Raw genomic sequence first — 25,723 nt, forward strand, 5'->3', positions numbered from 1 at the left:
TCAGCTCCGCGGGGCGCGCGGCTGCGCGGTGGTCTCGGCCAGGTGTGCCCGGTTGGTCCGCAGGCGGTCCTCCTCGGTGCCGGAGGCCGCCTTGCGCAGCCGGAAGTGGCGGCGTTCGATCCAGCCCCGCCGCAGTGGCTCCGCCAGGTCGGGGTCGGGGTGCTCGGCGGCTTCGCGGGCGACGCCCGTCTCCTCGACCACGAAGCGGTGGCGCGCGAAGACCCCGGCCCAGGATTCGGCCGTCGGGACGCTGATCCCGGCGCGGGGGTCGACCAGGTCACCGCTGAGGGTGCACAGGTGGTCGGCGAGGAGGAGCGTCCCGCCGTCCACGACGGCCGCGTCGAGCCGGGCGAAGAGGGCCTGCCTGTCCTCCACCCGGTAGGTGGCGTCGATGCCGTACGCCAGGTCGTACTGGCCGGGGAAGGCGTCGAGCGGTCCGCTCCGGTGGAACAGCGCGACCCGCCCGCCGAGGCCGGGCCGTCCTTCGACGTCCCGCTGGGCGCGGTCGGCGAGCTCCTTGTCGGAGGTGACCCCGTGCACGATGAGCGCGGGGTGCGCCTCGGCGAGGCCGATGAGCGCCGCGCCGTCACGGCAGCCGAGGTCGAGGACGGCGCCGAGGTCTTCGAGGCCCGCTCCGGTGAGGAGGGGGTGGTGGGTGACGGAGGTCGGCTCGGACTCCACCGGGGGCGCCTGCGGGGCAGGCTGGTCCGAGGGCGCCGTGACCGTGCTCTGAGGCGGCGGCGCCTGCGGGGTGGGCCCGGCCGGCGGCGTCTGTGTGGCGGGCCGCGGCGACGGCGGCGTGGCCGTGCTCGCCGTGCTCGCCTCCCGGGTGCCCTTGGGCCGGGTGCCGGACGTGCCGACGCTCGTCAGGCGGCGCCGCAGGTACGCGGCGAGCGGGCCCGGCGCGGGGTGGTCGAAGACCAGGGTCACCGGCAGGCGCAGGCCCGTCGCGCGGTTGAGGCGGTTGCGGAGTTCCACGGCGGTCAGGGAGTCCAGGCCCAGTTCGACGAAGCCGGTGTCCGGGCCGATGGTGGACGGGTCGGTCACCAGGACCGCGCCGACGATCTCGCACACCAGCTCGAGGAGCAGCGTGAGCTGGTCGTCCGGGGAGAGACCGGGGAGTCCGTCGAGGTCCCGCCCCGTGCGGTCGGCGGTGGCCACGGCCGCCCGCGGCGCGCTCCGCAGCAGGGCGCGGTGGAGCGGGTGGCCCTCCCCCGCCTCCGCCTGCGTGCGCAGCGCCGCGAGGTCGAGCCGCATCGGGACCTGGAGTGGTTCGTCCGCGCCGCGGGCCAGGTCGAAGAGGGCGAGGCCGTCCGCCGACGGCAGCGGCAGCAGCCCGCCGCGGGCCATCCTGCCGGTGTCGCCCTCGCTCAGGTGCTTCGTGAGGCCCGTGGCCTGCTCCCAGTACCCCCAGGCCAGCGAGGTGCCCGGCAGCCCCAGCGCCCTGCGGTGCTGGGCGAGGGCGTCGAGGAAGGAGCTGGCCGCCGCGTAGTTGGACTGCCCGGGGTTGCCGAGGACCCCGGCCGCGCCGGAGAACATCACGAACTCGGCGAGGTCGGTCCCCCGGGTCAGCTCGTGCAGGTTCCAGGCGCCCTCGGCCTTGGGCCGCAGGACCCGGTCCAGCCGCTCGGGGGTCAGCGCGTCGAAGACCCCGTCGTCGAGGTCGCCCGCGGTGTGCACGACGGTGCCGAGCGGGTGCTCGGCGGGGATGGCGGCGAGCACCTCCGCGAGCCGCCGCCGGTCGGCGACGTCGCAGGCCACGACGGTCACCTCGGCGCCCTTGGCCCGGAGCTCGGCGGTCAGCTCGGCCGCTCCGGGCGCGTCGGGCCCGCGCCGGCCGAGCAGCAGCAGGCGCCGCGCGCCGCGCTCGGCCACCAGGTGCCGGGCGAGCATGCCGCCGAGGGTGCCGGTGCCGCCGGTGATGAGGACGGTGCGGCCGGGGTCGGGGCGGCGCGGCACGGTCAGCACGATCTTGCCGACGTGCCGGGCCTGGCTCATGAACCGGAAGGCCTCGGGCGCCCGCCGCAGGTCCCACTCGCGCCGGGGCAGATGGCTCAGGACGCCCCGCTCGAAGAGGCCGACGATCTCGGCGAGGATCTCCCCGATGCGGCGCGGCCCGGCGTCGACGATGTCGAAGGCCCGGTAGCGCACGGCGAAGTGCTCGGTCGCGACCCGTGCCGCGTCACGGATGTCGGTCTTGCCCATCTCCACGAACCGTCCGCCGCGCGGCAGCAGCCGCAGCGAGGCGTCGACGAACTCGCGGGCGAGCGAGTCGAGGACGACGTCCACGCCCCGCCCGTCGGTGACGGTGCGGAAGTGTTCCTCGAAGCCGAGGTCGCGCGAGGAGGCGAGGTGGTCGTCCGGGACGCCGAGGGCTCGCACGGCGTCCCACTTGCCCTCGCTCGCGGTGGCGAAGACCTCCGCGCCCAGATGCCGGGCGAGCTGGACGGCGGCCATGCCGACCCCGCCCGCGGCGGCGTGCACGAGGACCGACTCGCCGGAGCTGAGCCCGCCCATGTCGACCAGGCCGTAGTACGCGGTGGCGAACGCCACGGGGACGGCCGCCGCCTGTTCGTAGGACCAGTCGGCGGGCATCGCCACGACGGTGTGCGCGTCGGCCACGCAGACGGGCCCGAGACCGCTGGGGAAGAGGCCCATCACCCGGTCGCCGACGGCGAGGCAGGTCACCTCGGCGCCCACGTCGAGCACGACGCCGGCCCCCTCGGCGCCGAGGGTCAGCTCGCCGGGGTACATGCCGAGCGCGCCGAGCACGTCACGGAAGTTGAGGCCCGCCGCGCGCACCTCGATCCGCACCTGGCCGGGGCCGAGCGGCGCGTCGGCGGCGGGCCAGGGCAGCAGGGCGAGATTCTCCAGGGTGCCCGCGCCGCTGGTGTCCAGGCGCCATGCGGTGCCGTCGCCCGGCGGCACGAGCGCGCTGTCCGAGCCGAGCGGCACGAGGCGGGGCACCAGGGCCTGCCCCGCGCGCAGGGCGAGCTGCGACTCCCCGGCGGCGACGGCGGCGGCGACCGCCGCGGGCAGCGCGGATGCGGACGCCTCGTCGCCGTCCACGTCGACCAGGAACAGCCGGTCGGGGTTCTCCGCCTGGGCGGCCCGCAGCAGACCCCACACGGGGGCGTGGACGAGGTCGCCGACGTCCTCGCCGACGCGGGTGGAGACGGCACTCCGGGTCGCGACGACCAGGCGTCCGGCGGCCTGGCCTTCGTCGTTCAGCCATGCCCGCACCAGGTCGAGGGCGCGCGCGGTGGCGGCCCTGACCCCGGCGGCGAGGTCGGCGGCGGGACCGGTTCCCAGGGAGAGCAGCGAGGTCTCCGCCTCGTTCGTCACGTCGGCGCCCGCGTCCCGCAGGGCGGAAGCGAGGCCGAGGTCGTCCGGGCCCGCCACGGCCCAGGTCCCGCCGGGGGCGTCGACCGGTGCGAGCGGCGTCCACTCCAGGCGGAGCAGCTCGTCCGGCAGGGCGGCGGGACGGGCCGACTTCGGCGCCGTGCCGGTGACCGGGCGCAGCACCAGCGATGCGAGTGCGGCGAGGGGCCTGCCCTCGGCGTCGGCGACCTCGGCGGAGACCGCGTCGGCGCCGACGCCGGTGAGCCGCACCCGTACCGCGTGCGCGCCGCCCGCGAACAGCCGCATCCCCGTCCAGGAGAACGGCAGCAGCCCGCCGCCGTCCCGGACGAAGCCGCCGAAGCCCATCGCGTGCAGGGCGGAGTCGAGCAGCGCGGGGTGCAGGCCGTAGCGGGCCGCGTCGGGGGCGTCGTCGAGCGTGGCCTCGGCGAAGACCTCGTCGCCGCGCCGCCAGACCGCGCGCAGCCCGCGGAACGCGGGGCCGTAGGCGTACCCCGCGTCGGCCATCACCTGGTAGTAGTCGTCCACCGGCACGGACTCTGCGTCGGCCGGGGGCCACGCCGCCCACCCCTCGAATCCGGCCCCGGCGTCGGCCCCGGCGGTGGCGAGCAGCCCGGTTGCGTGCCGCGTCCAGGTCGCCGCCTCGTCGTCGGCGAGGGCCCGCGAGTGCACTTCCACGTGGCGGCTGCCCGTGGCGTCGGGCGCCCCCACGACGAGCTGGAGCCGGACGCCGCCCGGCTGCTGCTCCGTGAGGGTGAGCGGGGCCTCCAGGGTGAGTTCGTCGAGGTGTCCGCAGTCCAGCGTCCGCCCGGCGTGCAGCGCCATCTCGACGAAGCCCGTGCCGGGGAAGAGCACGGTGCCGGACACCGCGTGGTCCGCGATCCACGGATGGGTGGCGAGTGACACCTCGCCGCTGAACACGGTGCTGCCGTCCGCCAGGTGTACCTGGGAGGTGACGAGCGGATGTCCGCAGGCGGAGGCGGGGACGCGCTCCCGTCCGGTTGCCGGGGCGGGTTCGTCGACCCAGCAGATCCGCCGCTCGAACGGATAGGTCGGCAGCCCCTGCACCCGCACGGGCCGACCAACCGCGTCGGTGTCCCCGTCTTGGTGGAGGGCGGGCCAGTCGACGGCCGCGCCGCGCACCCACAGGTCCGCGACCCGGGCGAGGTCCCGCTCGCGCAGGGCGGCGTCGAGCCCCGAGGCGTCCACCCGGGCGGCCGTGGCCGAGAACACCGCGTCGGAGGGGCGGCCCCTGCGCCACCGCGTCAGATGGCCGCGCAGCTCCTCGGCCCCGGAGGCGATGACGGCGAGACGGTGCGTCAGGTCCGTACGGCCGACCTGCACGGTGTACGCGATGTCGGCCATGGCGGCCGTCGGGCGCTGTCCGAGGAAGTCGAGCCAGAGGTCGGCGTAGGCGTCGAGGCGTTCGCGCGTGTGCGCGGAGAGGACGAAGAGGACGGGACCGCGCTCGGCCCGCCGGGGACGGGGAGCCGGCTCGGGGGCCTCCTCCAGGACGACGTGCGCGTTGGTACCGCCCCCGCCGAGGCCGGTGATCCCGGCGCGGCGCGGCACGGGGGCCCCGTCGACCGTGACCTGGTCCCAGGCTGCGGGGGCGCCGGACAGCTCGAAGGGGAGCCGGTCGATGTCGATGGCCGGGTTGTACTCGTCGGGCAGCCGGGTCGGCGGCAGGGTGCGGTGCCGGAGCGCGAGGACGACCTTGAAGAGCTGCGCCATGCCGGCGGCGGCCTCGCCATGGCCGATGTTGGGCTTCAGCGAGCCGATGCGGTACGGCCCTCGCGCGTCCGGCCGGTCCTCGAAGACCTGGGTGAGGGACGTCATCTCGACGGCGTCGCCGATCTCGGAGCCGTTCGCGGTGGCCTCCACATAGCCGACGGTCCGCGGGTCGACGCGGGCGTCGCGCAGCGCCTCGCGGATCACCTCGGCCTGGCGCTGGGCGCTGGGGCTGGTGAAACCGATGGTGCGGCCGTTGTGGTTGACGGCGCTGCCGCGGATCACCGCGTGCACCGGGTCGCCGTCGCGCCGCGCCTGCCGCAGGGGCTTGAGCAGCACCGCGCCGACGCCCTCGCCGGGCACGATCCCGGCGGCCTCCGCGCCGAAGGACGCGCAGTCGTCCCGGTCGGACAGCAGCCCGACCGTGGCCAGTTCGACGTACGTGGACGGGTGCAGGTAGAGGTTCACCGCACCGACGAGCGCCAGGTCGCAGTGGCCGGAGCGCAGGCTCTCGACCGCCTCGTGCAGCGCCACGTGGGCCGAGGAGCAGGCGGTGTCCACGGCCTTGCTCGGGCCTCCGAGGTCGAACTGGAACGAGACCCGGTTGACCATGTCGCCGAACGACGTGCGCGGCATCTCCAGGCGCCCCTCGGCGCCGAGCTGTGTGAAGCCGTGCTTGGCGCCGCCCGCGAAGACGCCGATGCGGCCGCGCACGTCGGAGGGCAGCTTCGACGGGGCGATGCCCGCGTCCTCCAGGGCCTTCCAACACTCCTGGAGGAAGAGGCGCACCTGCGGGTCGGTGTTGCGGGCCTCCTGCTCGGTGAAGCCGAAGAGTGCGGGGTCGAACGCGTCGAACCCGTCGAGGAAGGCGCCCCACTTGGAATGGCTCTTGCGCACCACGTCGACGCCCTCGGGCCGCGGGTCGTAATGCTCACGCCAGTCCCAGCGGCGCCCGGGTATCTCGGTGACGGCGCTGCGCCCCTCCATGAGCAGCCGCCAGAAGCTGTCCTGGTCGGGGGCGTCGGGGAAGGTTCCGCTCATGCCGATCACGGCGATGGCGCCGTCGAAGTCGTCGAGGTCTACGTCTACGGGCTCGTCGGCGTCGGTGCCGGCGTCGGTGCCGGTGTCGGTGTCGGTGTCGGTGTCGGTGTCGGTGTCGGTGTCGGTGTCGGCTGCCGGGACAGGGACCGGTGCCGGGGCGGGGTCCTCGGCGGCCGGCTCGGTGCTGCCGGTCTCGGCGGCCGGCTCGGGCCGCTGGGCCCCGGCCACCGCTTCCGTGGGCCGCGCGGGAGTACCGCTCCACCCCACGAACGCCCGGCAGGCCTCCGGGAACCGCTCGACGAGATGCCCGGCCACGCCCTCGACCTTGGCGAACTCGAAGAACAGGGTGCGGGACGCGGCCGGGAACGCCTCGCTCAGGAGTTGGTTCAGGCGGGTGCGGGTGATGGAGTCGATGCCGTAGCGGTCGAGCTGTTCCCTCGGGTCGACCGCGCCGCTCTCGCCCTCGGCTCCGCCGAGCAACTCCGTGGCCATCAGCGCGATCCGCTGCTCCACCGCCTCCGCGAGCCGCTCGGGACGCCGCTCCACGGGCGCGGCGGACACCGGCTCGGCGGGAACCGGCTCGGCGGACACCCCCTCGGCGGGCACCGTCTCCGCCGCCGGAACCCGAGCGGCAGGGGCAGCGGGAGCCGGCGTGGCCATGGCCTTGATCGTGGTCATGGGGATGCCGTGGCGGGTCTCGGCGAAGGGGTAGCCGGGCAGGGAGATCCGCGTCGGCGTGCCGTTCCGGTGCAGCACGGCCCAGTCGACGGGGCCGCCCCGCGTCCACAGCTCCGCGGCCCGGGTCAGCTTGCCGCGTTCGAGCCACTTGCCCACGGCCTCGCGCAGCTCGTCGTCGGCGAACAGCCGGGCGACGTCGGACCGCCCGTCGCCCTCGCCCACCCAGCAGCCGTCGGGCAGTTCGGTGCCCTCGGCCAACGCGCGCAGCCCGGCGACGAGTTCATCCAGGTCCCGTACGACGAGCGCCGCACGCGAGGCCAGTTCCGCCCGCCCGAGCTGCAGCGTGCGCGCCACATCGGCGAGCGACGGGGAGGCGGCCCCCGTACCGACGACGTCACCGGCCGCGTCCCGGGACACTGCGACCAGGCGCGCCAGGTCGGCCGCGGTGCTCCCCTCGTGCAGGGCGTCGCCGTCGACACGAGCGCCGAACCCGGCTTCCAGCGCCTCACCGATGCGGCCGAACTGCTCGGGCCGTACCCCGTAGGAGTCCAGGGGCTCGTCCGGGTCGATCTCGGCGGCGTCGACGCCGAGGACGCCCGCCACCACGGCGCACACCCGCGCGGGAGCCACCGTTTGCGGCGCGGTGGCCGGGGCCGTGGCGGAGGCGTCCGCCAGGTACTCCGTGAGGTTCTTCGCGTACGCGCGCAGCCGCTCGGGCGTACGCGCCGAAAGCGGGACGACCTGCGGGTGGGCGCCCGCCGGGGTCGCGGTCCGCGGAGCCACGGGCACGTACTGCTCGACGACGACATGCGCGTTGGTGCCGCTGTGGCCGAAGGAGTTCACCGCGGCCATCAGCGGAAGCCCGCCGGGACGCTGCCACGGACCTGCCGCCGCGTCGGCGACGAACGCGGAATCGGCGAGGCCGATCAGCGGGTTGAGGTCACGCAGCGTCGGCATGCCGACGAGCCGGCCGTACCGCATCGAGAGCAGCACCTTGATCATGCCGACGACCCCGGCGGGAGCGCCCGTGTGGCCGATGTGCGCCTTGGCGCTGCCGAGTGCGGCGAACCCGCGTTCGCCGGTGAGCTGCCGGAACGCCCGGACCAGCGCGTTGGCCTCCACCGGGTCGCCGAGCGCGGTGCCGGTGCCGTGGGCCTCGACGTATCCGACGCGCTCGGCGGGGATGCCGAAGCGACGGTAGACGTCGAGGACCAGCTCTTCCTGGGCGACGCCGTTCGGGGCGGTGATGCCGTTGCTGGCGCCGTCCTGGTTCATGCCGGTGGCACGGATGACGCCGTGGACGTGGTCGCCGTCGGCCACCGCGTCGGAGAGCCGCTTCAGCACGAGGACGGCGACGGCCTCGGAGTAGACGGTGCCGTTGGCGTCGGCGTCGAAGGTGCGGCACTCGCCGCTCGGCGACATCGCGCCGCTCTCGACGAGCAGGTCGAGGCCGCGTGCGTCCAGGCCCGCGTTCACGCCTCCGGCCAGCGCCAGGGTCGACTCCCCCGAGCGCAGGCTCTGGCAGGCCAGGTGCACGGCGGCCAGGGAGGAGGAGCAGGCGGTGTTGACCACGAGGGCGGCGCCGCGCAGGTCGAGGAAGTACGAGAGCCTGGAGGCTACCAGGGCGTCGGAGGCCCCGGTGAACGACTCGTGCGGGTAGCCGGTGGGCTCGGCGCCGATGAACAGGCCCGTCCGGGAACCGGCGAGCGACGTCGGGTCGATCGCGGCGTCCTCCAGGGCGTGCCAGCTCTCCTGGAGCAGCAGCCGCTGGTTGTGGCTCATCAGGTCGGCCTCGTGCGGCCGGATGCCGAAGAACTCCGCGTCGAAGTGGTCCCGTTCGGCGAGGGCGCCGCCCCAGCGGTAGCCCGCCGGGTCGTCGGGGGCGGTGTAGTGGTCGGGCAGCTCGCCGTATCCGACGCGGCCCTCGGTGAGGTTGCGCCAGAACTCGCGTACGTCGGCCGCCCCCGGGAACTGCCCCGCCATGCCGACCACCGCGATGTCCAGCATCCGCGAACGGTCGAGGCGGTCGGCGTCGGCCGCGGGCTCCGGTGCCGGGTCCCGGCCCTGTTCCTCGTCGCGGCCCCGCTCCGGGTCCTGGCGGCGCGCGTCGAGGAGACCGCGTGCCTGCTCCGCGCCGACCGCGCCCCTGACGTATCCGTCGAGGATGTCGCGGAAGTTAGCGCTGCTCATCGTTGCTCCCTCGTGGCCAGCTCTGCGTCGAGCAGGTCGAGCACTTCCGCGGCGGACAGCTCTCCCGCCGCGAACCGTGCTTCCAACGTCACGATCAGGTCGTCCGGGGCTGCCGGTACGGATGGTGCGGGCGATACGGATGCTTCGGGCGCTGCGGGCGGTGGCGTGGGGGCCGGTGGCCGTGGCGGTTCCGGTGGCCGCTCACCCAGCAGCCCGTCCAGATGCTCGGCGAGCCGTTCGGCGGAGGAGAACTCGTACAGCGCCGCCGCGTTGAGCTCGACGCCCAGTTCCTCCGCGATCTGGGCGACGAAGGTCGAACCGGTGATGGAGTCGACCCCGAGGTCCGCGAAGGCCGTCGAGGCCGACACGTCGTCCTTCGGCACCCGCAGCGTCCTCGCCAGGCGCTCCACGAGCAGGCTCCGCAGCTCCGGACGCCGGTCACGGCCTGCGGGCGCGGCCCGTCCCGCCGTGGCGGGCCGGTCGGCCGCCTCGCCGCGAGCCGTGGGGCGCGCCGGGGTCCGCATGCCGATGACCTGCCGGTGGCGGCCCGCCCGCAGCAGCCGCACCGCCGTGTCGAAGCAGGCGGCGCCCTCGTCGTCGTCCAGGAAGCCGAGGCCCGGGTAGTCCCGTGCGGCCTCGCCGAACGAGGCGCGCCAGGCCCCCCAGTTGACGATGCCGACGGGGAAGGCGGCGGCCGGTGCGACGGACCGGGCGAAGGCGTCGGCCGAGGTGATGCCGGCCGCGTAGGCGGCGTGGGTGCCCGCGCCGCCGAAGGAGAAGGCCTGGGCGGACGAGAAGTAGCAGAGGAAGTCGAGCGGTTCGTCCGCCACGGCTTCGTACACGTTCCGCGCGCCCGACGCCTTGATCTCGTAGTGCGCGCGGAACTCGTCCTCGCCGAGGCCGGCGAGCGCGCCCGGCGCCCCGGTGATGCGGGTCGCGCCCGCGAACAGCACGCCGTGGATCTCGCCGAGCAGCGCCTTGGCCTCGGTGATCGCGCGCCGGGCCTGGCGCGGGTCGGTGACGTCGCCCTGGACGTAGCCGACGCGGTCGCCGTAGAGCGCCTCGCGCACCGCCGGGTCGCTCTGCGGGCGGCGTCCGACGCAGACCACCTTGGCGTCGTAGCGGTCGATGAGGTGGCGGCTGACGACGCGTCCGACGAAGCCGCTGCCGCCGACCACCACATAGGTGCCGCCGGGCCGGATGCCGGGCAGCCCCGGTGTCGCGGCCTCGGCCGGGGCCACCGGGGCGACCTCCTGCCGGTACCGCCGCCCGCCGCGCAGCGCGACCAGGTCGGCGGCCGGGGAAGCGGGTTCGCCGGCCACCAGGGCGGCCACGGCGGCACGTCCTTCGGGCGTCCGCAGGTCGGCTGCCGCCACGTCGAGGCTGCGTACGGCGAACCGGCCGGAGTCACGCGCCACGAAGTAGGCGAGCCCGGCCAGGCCCGCGCCGTGCGCGGAGCTCCGCTCACCGGCGACCGACTGCGTGTCCTGGGTGACGACGCAGAGGTCCGTGCGCCCGCCGGCGAGCCGCTGGACGGCCTTGACGAGCCGCAGCAGCGCGAGTTCGGGCCCGGCCGAGGCGTCGTCGGCGGCCGGTCCCTGACCGCTCACGAGGAGCACCCGGTCGGGCGCGGCGCCGGTGAGGGCGAAGGCGTCGTCGAGCGGCCGCTCGGCCACGTCCGTGACGCCGCCACGCCGGAAGTGCGCGGCCAAGGCCCCCGCGAGCCCGGTCCCCGGCTCGTCGGCGGCGATCAGCACCCTGCGGGGCGCGGGTCCCGCGACGGCGGCGACGGGTGACTCCGTCCAGCGCGGCACGCTGAGCAGCCCGCCCGGCGGCACGACGGGCGCCTCGGTGGACGCGTCACCGGCTGAGGCGGAGATCTCGGCGGGCACGTGACGCTCCACGGCCCGGACGCCGTCGGCGTCCCCCGTGGGGACCCAGTGCCACTCCCCCGCGAACGGGTACGTCGGCAGCGCCACCCGCCGCGGCCGGTCATCGCCGTAGCGGGCGCTCCAGTCCACGGCGGAGCCGTCCGCCCACCGCCGCGCGACCTCGTGCGGCTCGCTGCCGCCGAGCACCGGGCGCACCCCCCTTGTGGCGAACTCGGCCAGCTGCTGCGCCAGTTCACTGACATCGCGCGCCACGAAGGCCACGCGTACGGGCCACTCGTACCGGCCCACCTGCAAGGTGTACGCGACGTCGCGCAGCGGGCGCCCGGCCCCGGCGAGCGCGTCCCGCAGCCGTGCGGCGCTCCGCCGCAGCTGGTCCTCGGTGCGTGCCGACAGCGGTACGACGACGGGTCCTTCGGGGGCGCGGGAAGACGCGGCCCCGGCGGCGGGCGCGTACTCCTCGTACTCCTCAAGGACGATGTGCGCGCCCGCCCCGGTGGCGCCGAACGAGCTGAGTCCCGCGCGGCGCGGCCCCTCGGGCGGCGCGGGCCACGCCTGGGTGGCGCCCTGGAGCCGGAAGGGGGTGTCGTCGAGGCCGAGCAGCGGGTTGACGGTGTCCGCGTGCAAGGTGGGGACCAGGGTGCGGTGGTGCAGTTGCAGCGCGGCCTTGGTCAGGCCGGCGACACCGGCGGCGGACTCCGCGTGCCCGATGTTGGACTTGACGGACCCGATGGCGCAGAACCCCCGGTCGTCGGTGTGCCTGCCGAAGGCGGTGGTCAGGCCCTTGATCTCGATGGGGTCGCCCAGCGAGGTGCCGGTGCCGTGCGCCTCCAGGTAGCCGATGGAGCGGGCGTCGACGCCCGCCCGGTCGAAGGCCGCGGTGATGACGGCGGCCTGGCCGACCGGGCTCGGCACGCTGAAGCCGCTCGCGGAGCCGACGTGGTTGACGGCGGTCCCGGCGATGACGGCGTAGATGTGGTCGCCGTCGGCCTCGGCGGCGGCGAGCGGCTTGATGACGACCGCGCCGACGCCCTCGGCGGACACGTAGCCGTCCCCGCCCTCGCCGAAGGAGCGGCAGCGGCCGTCGGACGAGTGCATGCCGACGGCGCCGTAGGTGCGGTACTTGCCGGGGTGCAGCGAGAGGTTGACGCCGCCGGCGAGGGCGACCTCGCACTCGCCGCGCCGCAGTGACTCCACGGCGAGGTGCACCGCGGTGAGGGAGGACGAGCACAGGGTGTCCACCGTCATGCTCGGGCCGTGGAAGTCGCAGACGAAGGAGACGCGGTTGGCGATCTGCCCCTGGTTGAGGGCCAGCGGCACCGGAGCGGACGCCTCGGCGGCGACCAGCGTGTAGTCCTTGTGCATGGCCCCGGCGAACACGCCGACCGCGCGCCGCCGGTCCGGGCCCTTGGCCTCGGCGAGGCCGGCGGGGGTGTACCCGGCGTCCTCGATCGCCTCCCAGCAGGTGCGCAGGAACCAGCGCTCCTGCGGGTCGGTGATCTCGGCCTCGGGGCGGGAGATCCGGAAGAAGTCGGCGTCGAAGCGGCCGACGTCGTCGAGGAAGCCGCCCCAGCGCGAACCGTCCCCCTCCCCCGGCGTCCAGCGCCGCGCGGGCACCTCGGAGACGCTGTCCCTGCCGTCCTTCAGGTTCGCCCAGAACGCGGCGAGGTCATCCGCGCCGGGGTAGTGCCCCGCCATGCCGACGATCGCGAAGCGTTCGGCGCCCGCGGTCGGCAGGCGGCGCCGCTTCAGGCGGGGGCGGTCCAGCGGCTCGCGGCGTCCGGACGCCGCCGTGTCGTCCCGCCCGGCGAGGACGGCGTGGGCGTTGGTGCCGCCGTCGGCGAAGCTGGAGACGGCGGCGACGAGCGGGGCGTCGGGCCAGGGGACGAGCGAGCGCTCGAAGCGCAGCGGCGTCGCGGCGAGGTCGAAGTGCTTGAGGGGCTGCTGCCCGCTGAGGAAGGGCACGATGGCGCGGTTGCGGAGCATCAGGACGGTCTTGATGACCCCGGCGATGCCCTCGGCGCACTGCGGGTGGCCGATGTTGGGCTTGACGGAGCCGAGCAAGCAGGGCGTGTCGGAGCCGTCGCGGTAGACGGCCGCGATGGCCTTCAGCTCGATCAGGTCCGGGATCTGCGAGCCCGCCGCGTTGGTCTCGATGTACGTGACGTCGTCGGCGGCGACCCCCGACCGCGCGAGGGCGCGGGCCATGACGCCGCGCTGGGCAGCGGGGTTGGGGGTGGCGGGGCCCGCGGTCCTGCCGTCGTTGTTGACGGCCACCGACTTGAGCACCGCGTGCACGCGGTCGCCGTCCGCCTCGGCCGCGGCGAGCGGCTTGAGCAGGAGGACGCCGACGCCCTCGGCGGGTGTGAAGCCGCGGGCCCGGCGGTCGAAGACGTGGAACTCCGTGCCGGTGTTGAGCAGCCCCCGCCGGTCGAACAGGCGGTGCCCGCCGGCGTCGGGCAGCAGCGTGATGCCGGCGACCACGGCCGCCTCGATGTCGCCGGAGCGCAGGGCCTGGGCGGCGTGGTGCAGGGCGACGAGCGCGGAGGAGCACGCGGTGTCGACGACGGTGCTGGGGCCGCGCAGGTCGAAGTGGTGCGACAGGTTGGCGGCCAGGTAGTTCTGGCCGACGGCGACCACGGGGTTGCGGCTGCGGGCGAGGGTCGCCTCGTCGGGGGCGTGCCGGGTGCGTCCGCCCACGTACACGCCGATGTCGCGTCCCTTCACCTCCTCGGGGGTGCGGCCCGCGTCGCAGAGCGCGAACAGCGTCTCTTCGAGAAGCAGCAGCGCCTGCGGGTCCATCGCGGCGGCGTCGGCGCCGGAGAGGTGGAAGTGGCCGGGGTCGAACCCGTCGAGGTCGAGGAGCCCCGCGGTGTACCCGGTCGCGCTCCCCCACCGCTTCGCGGGCACGGGGGCGATCGCCGAACGGCCCTCGCTGAGCAGCCGCCAGTAGGCGTCGAGGTCCGGGGCGCCGGGGAAGCGTCCTGACATGCCGACCACGGCGATGTCGTACGGGGAGTCGGCGGGCACCGACGCCCGGTGGCGCGCGGCGGGCACGGCGGCGGTGACCGGGGGCGCGGCGGCGGTGGCCGGGGCCAGGGCCACCCCCCGCGCGGTCGCGGTCGCCGGACCCGTGGACACGGACGCCGCGCCCGACATCACGGACTCCGCACCCGGGGTCGCGGTCGCCCCGGCCGGGTCGCCGAAGGCGGCCGCGAGGGCCGGTCCGTGGTGGTCGCCGAGCCAGCCGACGAAGGACTCCACGGTGGGGTGGTCCACGAGGACCGAGGGGTCGAGGTCGACGTCCAGTTCGGCGCCGACCTTGCGCAGGATCTCGACCATCATGATCGAGTCGGTGCCGTAGTCGGAGATCGGCACGTCGGCGGCGAGACGGCCGCGGTCGAAGCCCGACTCGTCGGCGAGCAGCCCGAGAAGCCATGCCTCGGCCCGCTCGGCGGCTCCCGTACCGCTCGCCGCGTGCGGCGCGGGCACGGGAGCCGCGGCCCTGGGCGTCCCCGGTGCCTTCGCGCGTCCGGCCCGCAGCGCGTCCGGCGTCCACTCCGGGGCGACGATCGCCGGCAGGACGACGGGGCCCGCCCCGGTGGACAGCACGTGGTCGAGCAGCCGCAGGCCCTCCGCCTCGGAGAGGTCGCCGAGGCCGGTGGCGAGATAGCCGGGCCCCGGGCGTTCGCTGCCCATGCCGACGCCCCGCCAGCTCGGCCAGGCCACGCTCACCACGGGGAGTCCGTGGGGCGCGCGGCGGGCGACGGCGTCCAGGTGGGCGTTGGCCATCGCGTAGTCGCTCTGCCCCACCGCGGCGGCGGGGACCATCGAGGCGACCGAGGAGAACAGCACGCAGAACCGCAGCGGATCACCGGCCAGGGCGTCGAGAAGGGCGTCGAGTCCGGCGACCTTCGGGGCGAGCACCGCGCGCACGGCTTCGACCGGCTTCCGCACGAAGGCGAGGTTGTCCCGGTCCACGAGCCCGGCGGCGTGCAGCATGCCGCCGACGGGACCGAACTCCCGGCGGATCGCGTCCACGGCGGTGCGAACGGCGGCGGCGTCCTCGCCCAGGGGCAGCGAGAGGACCCGCAGCCGGACCCCGTCACGCTCCAGGGCGCGCAGCCCGTCGAGCTTGCGGCCGAGCGCCGTGTCGACGCCGTGCAGGTCCCACTCCGCGCGCGGCGGCAGCTGCTCGCGTCCGGTGAGGACGAGGGTCCGCGCGCCCCACTCCGTGACGGCGTGCCGGGCGAGGGCGAGGCCGATGCCGCGGGTGCCGCCGGTGATGAGCAGCGGCTCGTCCGCGGGGAAGGCGACCGGCGCCCCGGGGGTGGCGGGCAGCGCTTCGAGCACGGCTCGCTGCCGGGTCCCGTGCCGGTAGGTGACCTCGGAGTCCTCGCCGCCCTCGGCGAGTTCGCGCGCCACGAGGCCCGGCAGGTCCGGGTCCGCCGGGTCGGCCTCCAGGTAGCGGGAGCGGACGCGCCCGTACTCGCTCTGCAGCATCCGGTAGAGCCCGGCGCGGGCGTCGCCGTCGCCGACGCCGAGCAGCAGCGCCTCGCGCCCGGTCATGCGCTGGAGCACCGGCAGCCAGTCGGTGAGATCGAGGCCGCCGAGGTCGACCAGCGCGTCGAAGCCGTCGTGCACGTCGGCCGCGGAGGTGATCAGCCGGCCGCCGGGCAGGGCGTCGGCGAGCCGGGCCGCGTGCCGACCCGTCCCGATGACGGCCACGGCCGCCGGTCCCCGGCCCGCGAGGGCGGGAGCGGGCTCCCACCGCCGTACGAGCAGACGCGTGCCCTCGGGCGGTGCCGCCTCGGCAGGGCCCCGGCGGGCGACGAAGACCTCGCCGAAGGCGTCCGGCTCGGCGACCGGCCGCCACACCTCGCCGTAGCCGGCGCCGTGCAGCACCTCCTGCCAGCGGGGTGCGGACAGGAGCGGCGCGCCGGGCAGCCGTACGTCCTCGTCGTCGTAGAGCCACCAGCCGTCGAGCAGCCCGAAGGTGAGGGTCAGGACGGCGGACTTGCGGGTGACCTCGTTGACGACGAGGACGCCGCCGGGGCGCAGCGCCGCGGCGAGGTTGCGCAGGACGGCGCGGATGTCGCGGGTGGCGTGGAGGACGTTGGTCGCCACGATGACGTCGCAGTCGCCGCCGGTGAGCCGTTCGCCGGCGCCGGGCACGGTCACGTCCCAGCGGCCGTAGCGCAGGTGGTCCCTGCCGGGCCCGAAGCGGCGCTCGGCCTGGTCGAGGAAGGCCGGGGAGAGGTCGGTGTACCAGTACTCCACGCGGTCGGCGCAGTCGTCGATGCGGGGCAGGACGACGGCGGTGGTGCCGCCGGTGCCCGCGCCGACCTCGGCCACGCGGACGGTCGCCGACGGGTCGCGGTCGAGGCGTTCGCGCACCGCCGCCGCGGTCACCTCGGCGACCACGTCGTTGAGGCGGTCGGCGACGGCGTTGCCCTGGTAGACCGCGGTGAGCCTGGCCATGGAGCCGCCGGGGAAGAGCACGTCGGTCGCGGGCACGGCGCCGGACAGGATGTCGGGGAGCCGTTCCACGCAGTCCTGGACGAGGGAGAGCTGCGCGTCCCAGTACGGGTCCTCCGCGAAGCGCTCGCGCACGGCCGTCCACGTGAGGCCGTGCCCCGGGGGCCGCTCGTCCACGAGTTCCAGGACGTCGCCGTGGTGGCGCGTCAGGCCGGCGGCGGTCAGCAGCCGGGCGGCCTCGTCGAGCCAGCGCCGGTACTTGCCCACGACGCCGAGGCGCCGCGCGATCCCGTCCAGGGACTCGGCGCGGGCCTCCGCGAAGACGCCGGACGCGCGCAGGCGGAGCAGCACCTGGGAGGCGATCAGGCGGTCCAGCTCCTCGGCGGGGAGCGCGGCGGGCGCGGGAGCGGGCGGGATGACGGCGTGCTGCCGTACGCGGTCGAGCCCGGTGCCGGTGGCGGTGGTGCCGGCGTCGCCCGTGCCGCTGTCCGTGCCGCTGCCGGTGGGCCGGGCCGAGCTGCCGGCGTCCGTGCCGCTGTCCGGGCCGGTGGGCCTCGCTGAGCTGCCGGCGGGCCCGAACGCGTCCGGGAAGCGGGCCGCGAGGTGGGCGGCCAGCTCGCGGACGGTGGTGTACTCGAAGAGCAGCGTGGGCTCCAGCTCCTGCCCCACCACGTCCCGCACGGCTTCGACCAGGCCGAGGACCTGCGCGGACTCCAGGCCGAGTTCGTAGTACCCGGCGGTCGGGGAGACCGACCGCGGGTCCGTGCCGAGGCGTTCGGCGAGGAGCCTGCGCAGGAAGTCCTCGACGTGGCCCGCCTCGGGCGCGGCGGCCGGGACCTGGACGGCGGACCGCGCCACGGTGGACGGTCCCGACACGGCCTTGCTGGACAGCTCCGACAGCTCCGCCACCTGACGTCCCTGGGGGTCGAAGAAGTCCACGGAGAACCGGGCGACCTCGCCCCTGCGGCTCACCGAGGCGCGCCGCACCCGTGCCGTGCACGCCCCGGTCAGCGGCCCCGCCGTGCGGAAGGAACCGATGTGCAGCGGCAGGAAAGCCTGCCCGCCGGTGTCGAGCAGCGACCCGGCCGCGACCGCGCCGGCGAGCAGCAGGGCGGGGTGGACGACGAAGTCGCCGCCCGGGGCGTCGAGTTCGGCCGTCAGCCGCTCGTCGTCGACGCGGACGAGACCGTCGGCGCGCGCCGCGCCGCTGTAGTGCTGGCCGTTGCCGCGGTCCCTGGCGTAGGTGTCGGCGAGCGGGGCCGGTGTGCCGTGCGGGTGGCCGTCGAGCCGTTCGCGGAAGCCGGGGGCGTCGGTGAGGACCACCTCGGCCGTGGCGTAGGGTTCGCCGTCGGTCACCGTGACGTGCCAGCGTCCTTCCCCGGCCGGGGCGCAGCGGACCTCGGCGGTCACGGGCCCGTCGGTCACGTCGAGCGGGCGCAGCGCGGTGAGGTCGCGGACCGTCAGCCGTTCGACGGGGTGCCCGTGGTCGCGGAAGGCCTTGGCGATGAGGTCGGGGTAGGCGAGGGCGGGCAGCAGCGAGCGGCCCTGGACGCGGTGTCCCGCGATGACGGGGGTCTCGGTGGAGAGCACCACCTCGGCGTGGGGCGCGGCGGCGGGCGTCCGCCGCACGGCGTCCGCGGCGGGCAGCCAGCAGCGCTCTTCGGCGAAGGGGTAGCCGGGCAGGGAGACGCGGGGGCCGCCGGGCCAGTCGACGTGGGCGCCGCGCACCCAGGCCGCGGCGAGTTCGGGCGCGGTGCGGCCGGTGGCCGGTGCGGCGGAGCGGCTCGCGGTGCCGGTCAGGACACGCGGCGAGCCGCCCGCGAGGTGGTCCTCCAGGGCGTCGGCGAGGTCGTCCACGCCGTCGAAGACCACGGCGGCACGGTGCGCCATCGGCTCGCGGGTCTGGAGCGTCGCGGCGACCGCGGCCGGGTCGGCGTCCCGCCCCTCGCCGCGCAGGAACTCGGCCATGCGCGCGGTGTGTTCGCTGAGCCGGTCGGCGTCCCGCGCGGAGAGCACGCACACGTACGGCGGCTCCTGCGCGGGCGGCTGCGTCGGGGACACGTACTCCTCCAGGATCACGTGGGCGTTGCTGCCGCCCGCGCCGAACGCGCTGATTCCGGCGGTGCGGGGCAGGGTGCGGCCCGCGGCGTCGACGCGCGGCGTCCACGGCGCCGGCTCGCGCTGCAGGCGGAAGGGGGTGGCGTCCAGGTCGAGGTGCGGGTTGAGGCGTTCGGCGTGCAGGGAGGGCACCAGCTCCTGGTGGCGCAGTTGCAGCAGGACCTTGGTGAGGGCGGCCATGCCCGCGGCGGACTCGGCGTGCCCGATGGTGGATTTCACCGAGCCGATGGGGATGCGTACGTCCGTCAGATCGTGGCCCTGGAAGGCGCGGGCCAGGCCGGTGATCTCCACCGGGTCGCCGAGCGAGGTGCCGGTGCCGTGCGCCTCCAGGTAGTCGAGGTCCGCGGGGGCCAGGCCCGCCCGGTCGAGCGCGTCGCCGATCAGGACGCCCTGCGCCCTGGGGTTGGGCACGCTGAAGCCCTTGCCGGCGCCGCCGTGGTTGACGGCCGTCGACCTGACCACCGCGAGGACGCGGTCGCCGTCGGCCTCCGCCGCCGAGCGGCGCTTGAGCAGCACGGCCCCCGACCCCTCGGCGGGCACGTAGCCGTCGCCGCCCTCGCCGAAGCTGCGGCACCGGCCGTCCGTGGAGAGGAACCCGCCCTTGGCGAGCTGGAGGTACTTGAGCGGGTGGCTGGAGACGTTGACCCCGCCCGCCACGGCGACCTCGCAGTCGCCGTCCCTGATCGCCCGGCAGGCGAGGTGCAGGGCGGTGAGCGAGGACGAGCACATGGTGTCGAGGGCGATGCTGGGGCCGTCGAAGTCGAAGAAGTACGAGACGCGGTTGGCGACCGAGGCGTACGAGGACGAGGTGGCCGCGCCGGTGCCGCGCAGCGCCTCGTCGACGCCGTAGAGCTGGTAGTGGCCGTACATCAGGCCGACGAAGACGCCGGTGCGGGTCTTCGCGCGGGCCAGGGCCGCGCGCGAGGTGCCCGCGTCCTCCAGGAGGTGCCACACCGTCTGGAGGAAGATCCGCTCCTGCGGGTCGATGTGCTCCGCCTCCACCTGGGACATGCGGAAGAACATCGGGTCGAAGGAGGCGACGTCGGAGAGCCAGCCGCCCCACTTGCCGTACGTCTTGCCGGGGGCCGTGCGGTCGGAGTCGTAGAACCGGTCGTGGTCCCACCGGTCCTCGGGGACCTCCGTCACGCAGTCCCTGCCGTCCCGCAGGTTGCGCCAGAACTGACCGAGGTCGTCGGCCTGCGGGTAACGGCCCGCCACACCCACGATCACGATCTCGTCGTCGTCCCGTGCGGGGCGGAGCGGGGCGGGCAAGGTGGCGTGAACGGCGGGTGCGGGGGTGACGGCGGCTTCCCGTACGCGGTCCGCGCCGTCCCCGGCGTCCGCGCCGTTCCCCTCGGGTGCGAGGAGAGCGCGCGCCTCGGCCGGGTGGTGTGCGACCAGGAAGTCGGCCAGCTCGCCGATGGTCAGGTACTCGAAGAACAGCGTCTTGGAGAGCGGCCCGAAGCGTTCCTCCAGGGAGCGGGTGAGGCTCAGGACGAGGAGCGAGTCGACGCCGTAGTGGTCGAAGGCCTCGTCCTCGGCGACGTCCTCCAGGGCCATCTTCAGCTCATCGGCGAGGAGTTCACGCAGGTAGGCGACCATGGGCGCGCGCAGATCGCCGCCGTCCGCGGCCTCGACGGCGTCGGCCCGGGGGCCCCCGGTTCCGGCCCGGCGCGGCTCCGTGGTCCCGCGCCGCTCCGTCGTTCCGCGCAGCGCCTCGGTGATCCGCGCGCGGTCGCCCGTGGTCAGCAGGAGGCGGGAGGCGTCGCCGCGCAGGGCGGCCTCCAGGGCGTCGAGCGCGGCCCCCGAGGGCAGCGGCTCCATGCCGAACTCGCGCCGCATGGCCTCGCGGGCACCGGCGTCGAGCGTCATGCCGCCGTCGCGCCACAGCGACCAGTCGACGGTGAGGCCGCCGCCGGGACGCCGCTCCAGGTAGTGGCCGAGGAAGCTGTTGGCGTAGGCGTAGTCGGTCTGGCCGACGTTGCCGAAGACCGCGGCCGTCGAGCCGAACGCGACGAAGTAGTCGGGGGCGTCCGCCCGGGTCGCCTCGTCGAGGTGGACCAGGCCGTGCGCCTTGGGCGCGAGCACCGCGTCGGCGTCGTCGCGGCTCTTGTGCAGGGCGAGCCCGTCCCGCAGCGTTCCGGCCGCGTGCACCACTCCGGCGATGCGCCCGAACCGGCGCCTGGCCTCGGCCACCGCACGTTCGACGTCCTCGCGCACGCTCACATCGGCCCGGACGTGCAGCCAGCCCTCCGGCAGCGGTTCCGCGGGGGCGGACCGGCCGATCAGGACGACTCCGGCGCCGGGGTGCCGGGCGATCCGCTCGGCGACCAGCATGCCGAGCTTCCCGGCGCCGCCCGTGACGAGGTGCGCCCCGGCCGCGGCCAGGGGCGAGGCCCCGGCGCGGGGAAGCGCGGCCTCGCGCCAGGCGCGCACGAGCCTGCGGCGCCCGTCGTGGCGTACCTCCGGTGCGGCGCCGGGCAGTTCGGCCAGCACGAGTTCGGCCAGTTCACGGGCGGAGGGGGAGCCGGTGTGCGTGAGCACGCTGAGCCGGATGCCGGGGTGCTCCTGGCCGATGGAGCGGGCGAACCCGTCCACCGCGGCGTGCGCCGCCCCTGTGGCCCCGGCCCGGTCCTCGCGGACGAACAGGTAGCGCAGCGGCCCGCCGCGGTCCGCGACGCGTGCGCGGCACACGTCGAGGGCGGTGTGGAATCCCTCGCGCAGCGCCGCGTCGAGCCCGGCGCCGGGCTCCGCCCCGGCGAGGTGGACGAGGTGCGAGGCACGCGACCGGTCACCGACGACGACGGTCAGCTCCGGTGCGAGCACGGCGAGTTCCGCGCGCAGGGACTCGGCCCGGCCGTCCCCGCTGTCGATGACGGACAGCAGCTCGACCGCCGGCACGGCGTCCGCGGCGGCCGGCGCCTCCTGCCAGTACGGCTCGAAGGCGAGCACATCGCGCTCGGCGGCCCCGGTCGAGGCGCGCCCCGCGTCCGGCACGGCCCGCAGCGTGAACCGCTCGACGCGCGCGAGGACGCTGCCGTCGGCGGCGGTCAGGCTGATGTCGAAGACCTGGGTGCCGGCCCGTCCCTCCACCGCCACGACGTGGGCGAGGCATGCGGCGGGCAGTTCACCGAAGAGGCGTACGGAACCGATCGAGTACGGCAGGTGCGCCGTCGAGCCCCGCACCAGACGGCCCGCGGCCTGGAGGGCCCCGTCGAGCAGCGAGGGGTGGAACCGGTGGTCGCCGACCTCGGGGCGGCGCAGCCGCGCCAGGGCCTCGCCGTCGCCGAGGGCCAGCTCCTCGATGACCCGGAAGGCGGGGCCGTACCGGAAGCCGAGGTCCGCGAAGTAGGCGTAGCAGTCCTCGCGGGTCCTGCGCTCGCCGCAGCGGGCGCGTACGGCGGCCGGGTCGATCGGCGCGGGCGCGGCGTCCCGCCCGCTTCCGTCCTGCCCGAACACCAGGCGGCCCCTGGCGTGCGGGCGCTCGCCCGTGATCTCGAAGTCCCCGGAGGGCGCGACGGTCACCCGGAGGTCGCGTGTGTGGCCGGGCGGGAGCGTGACGGGCGCGGCCCAGACGATCTCGTCGACGCGCCGCACCGGGGCGGTGCCGTGGGCGCGCTCGCCGGCGAGCCGGGCCATCTCCAGGCAGATGACGCCGGGGAGGACGAGTTCGTCGCCGACCCGGTGGTCGGCGAGGTAGAACTCCGAGCCGGTGAGGTGCTTGGTGAAGGCGGTCTCATCGAACGTCGAGACGTTCGCGTCGAGCAGGTCGGACGACGCGGGGCGCGGGGCGGAGCCGGTCGCGGCCTGGGGCGCCGCGTCGATCCAGTGCCGCGTCGGCTCGAACGGGTACGTCGGCAGGCCGATGCGGCGCCCTCGCGGCAGCCACGACCAGTCCACGTCCGCCCCGTCGGTCCACAGCCGGGCGAGGGATTCGAGGTCGCCCTCGGCGGACAGGGCCCGTGCGAACTCCCGCCAGGCGTTGCCGCGCGTGGCGGCGGCGCGGCGCTGGCCCGCGGTGATCCGGGCGCGCAGCGCGCCCTCCGGGGTGCGGCCATCGGCGCAGGCGTCGAGGCGGGCGAGGAGTTCGGCACGGCCGCGGGCCACGAAGGCGAGCCGTTCGTCCATGGCCTCGCGGCCGACGCGCAGGGTGTGGGCGATGTCGGCGGGCGCGGGCTCGACGGCGCGTACGTGGGCGGCGAGCCGCCCGGCCTGCGCCCGCAGGGCCCGGTCGGTCCGCGCCGACAGGATGTACAGCTCCGCGTCGGCGCTGTCCTCGGCGGGCGCGGCGTCCGGCCCCGCGGGGGCCTCCTCGATGACGACGTGGGCGTTGGCGCCGCCGAAGCCGAAGGAGCTGACGCCCGCGCGGCGCGGCAGCGCCGAGCCGTCGCCGGCGAGCGGCGCGGGCCAGGGGCGGGTGGTGTCGACGATCTCGAAGGGGCCGCCGTCCAGGTCGAGATACGGGTTGCGCTCGCGGAAGTGCAGGCTGGCCGGGATGGTCCGGTGGCGCAGCGCGAGGACCACCTTGAGGAGTCCGGCGATGCCCGCGGCGGCCTCCAGGTGACCGATGTTGGTCTTCACCGAGCCGATGCCGCAGTGCGCGCGCCCGGCCGCCCCCGCCCCGCCGTTCCGGCCGGCACCGCCGTCCCGGCCGTCCTCGCAGCCGAGCCGTTCGAACGCCTCGGTCAGGCCGCTGATCTCGATGGGGTCGCCGAGGGCCGTGCCGGTGCCGTGCGCCTCGATGTAGCCGACCGTACGGGGGTCCACTCCTGCCGCACGGTACGCCTCGACGAGGAGTTCGGCCTGGGCGGTGGGGTTGGGCGAGGTGAGCGAGGTGGTCCGGCCGCCGTGGTTGACGGCGACGGCCTTGATCACCGCGGCCACGCGGTCGCCGTCGCGGCGGGCCTCCGCGTGGTCCTTGAGCACGACGACGCCGACGCCCTCACCCCGCACATAGCCGTTGGCCGAGGCGTCGAAGGCCTTGCACCGGCCGTCCTCGCTGAGCATCTCGTTGCGGCTCAGGGCGTCGTAGAGCCGGGGGTCGAGGATGAGGCTGACGCCGCCCGCGATCGCGAGGTCGCAGTCGCCGTCGCGCAGCGCGCCGACGGCCTGGTGGACGGCGGTGAGCGAGCTGGAGCAGGCGGTGTCGACCGCGACGCTGGGCCCGCGCAGGTCGAGCAGGTACGAGACGCGGTTCGGAATGACCGACAGCGCGGCCCCGGTGAGCGTGTGCGCCTCTGCCGACCTGCCGCCGGCGCGCTGCACCTCGGCGTAGTCGGAGTTGGTGGTGCCGATGAAGACGCCGACGCGCTTGCCCGCGAGGTCGCTCACGCGGTACCCCGCGTCCTCGACGGCCGTCCACACCACTTCGAGGAGCAGCCGCTGCTGCGGGTCCATCAGCTCGGCCTCGCGCGGCGAGATGCCGAAGAAGGCGGCGTCGAAGCGGTCCACGCCGGGGACGAAGCCGCCCCAGCGGGACCGGGAGGCGCCGGTGTGCGCCCGCCAGTCCCAGCGGTCGCCGGGGATCTCGGTGACGAGGTCCCTGCCCTGCTCCAGGTGGTCCCAGAACTCCGCGAGGTCGGCGGAGCCGGGGAACCGCCCGGCCATGCCGACGACGGCCACGTCACCGCCGCGAGGGGCGGGGCGGCTCTCGGCGAGGGCGGGTTCCACGGTGCTCGCGGCCTCCGCCGTCCTCGCGGCTTCCGCGGTCCTCACGGCTTCCACCGGCCCCTCGGCCTCCGCCGGCTCCTCGGCATCGGCGTCCCCGAGAACCTCGCCCAGGTGCGCGGCGACCGCGGCGACGGTCGGATGCCGGTAGAACAGCGTGGGCAGGACCTCGATCCCGTACCGCTCGCTGACGCGCGTGCTCAGCGCGGTGAAGCTGATCGAGTTCATGCCGAGCTGCCCGAGCGGCACGTCGGCGGGGACGTCTTCGGGGTTGGCGCCGAGGATGTCGGCGATGACGCCGGTCAGCTCGGGCACGCGAGCGGCCGCGGTGCGGGCCGCGTGGTCCGCCCGTACCGGGCCGGAGGCGTTCGTCCGGCGCTCGGGCTCACCGCCCGCGCCCCGGGGACCGTCCGCCGCCCCTCCGCGCAGTTCCGCCAGCGACGCCCCGGCGAGGCGTCCGCGGTCCACCTTGCCGTTGAGCGTCTGCGGCAGCGAGGCCAGCTCCACCACGACGTCGGGGACCATGTGCGCGGGCAGCCGGCGGGCCAGCGCCTCGCGGCGCGGGGTGTCGGCGCCCTCGTCGAGGACGAGGAAGGCGTGCAGGACGTTGTCGCCGCCGACCCGCCGCGCGACCACGGCGGCCTCGCGGACGCCGTCCTGGGCCCGCAGCACGGCCTCGACCTCGCCGGGCTCGATCCGGAAGCCGCGCACCTTCACCTGGGCGTCCAGCCTGCCCAGGTACTCGATGCGGCCGTCGGGCAGCTCGCGCACCAGGTCGCCCGTGCGGTAGCGGCGCTCACCGTCCAGGGTGACGAACCGTTCGGCGGTGAGTTCGGGGCGGCCCAGATAGCCGGTGGCGAGGCCCGCGCCGCCGATGTACAGCTCTCCGGGGACCCCGGGCGGTACCGCCCTGCCCCGCGCGTCGAGGACGTACAGGCCGGTGTTGGCGATGGGGCGGCCGATGGTGACGCGCTCGCCGGGGGCGAGGCGGCACACGGCCGACCAGACGGTGGTCTCGGTCGGCCCGAACATGTTCCACACCTGGCCCGCGCGGGCGAGCAGCTGCTCCGCGGTGTCCTGGTCCAGGGCCTCTCCCCCGCACAGCGCCTTCAGCCCCGGTGTGCCCGTCCAGCCCGCCGCGAGCAGCATCTTCCACGTCGCCGGGGTCGCCTGGACGACCGTGGCGGGGCTGGAGTCGAGGAGCCTGCGCAGCAGGACGCCGTCCCGTGCGACCTCCGCGGGCACGATCTCGACCCGGCCGCCGGTGATCAGCGGCAGGAACAGTTCGAGCGCGGCGATGTCGAAGCAGACGGTCGTGAGCGCGAGCAGATGGTCCTCGGCCGTCAGACCGGGCTCCTCCGCCATGGACAGGAGCAGGTTGGCCAGCGCCCGGTGCGGCACCTGGACGCCCTTGGGGCGGCCGGTCGACCCCGAGGTGTAGATCACGTACGCGGTGTCGTCCGGGCCGGGCACGGCGAGTCCGCCCGCCTCCGGACCGCCCGCGGGCTCGTCGTCTGCGTCGATCGCGAGGACCGGCGCGCCCAGGTCGGCGCGGGCGTCCGAAGCCGCGA

Annotated in this window: 2 protein-coding genes (1 of these 2 cut by a window edge); both read right to left on the reverse strand. The window is 75.8% G+C overall.

Annotation, left to right across the window (positions count from 1 at the left end; all coding sequences use genetic code 11):
• Positions 1-9,000 (reverse strand): SDR family NAD(P)-dependent oxidoreductase, encoded by a 9,000-nt coding sequence (locus DCW30_RS03305; protein ID WP_076682367.1) that lies wholly within the window; start codon positions 8,998-9,000, stop codon positions 1-3.
• Positions 8,997-25,723, reverse strand: partial view of a non-ribosomal peptide synthetase gene (locus DCW30_RS03310; RefSeq protein ID WP_076682369.1) — the 3' portion only. It continues 6,733 nt past the right edge of the window; the window shows 16,727 of its 23,460 coding nt (coding positions 6,734-23,460); its start codon lies beyond the right edge, outside the window — the gene reads right to left on this strand; its stop codon occupies positions 8,997-8,999. The genes DCW30_RS03305 and DCW30_RS03310 overlap by 4 nt, the downstream gene beginning before the upstream one ends.

Origin of the sequence: Streptomyces alfalfae, assembly GCF_004127445.1 — a bacterium.
GTDB lineage: Bacteria > Actinomycetota > Actinomycetes > Streptomycetales > Streptomycetaceae > Streptomyces > Streptomyces alfalfae.

What these genes read in the sequence shown, in the direction of transcription:
- DCW30_RS03305 (WP_076682367.1), bottom strand. Translation starts at nt 9,000, where the DNA reads ATGAGCAGCGCTAACTTCCGCGACATCCTCGACGGATACGTCAGGGGC.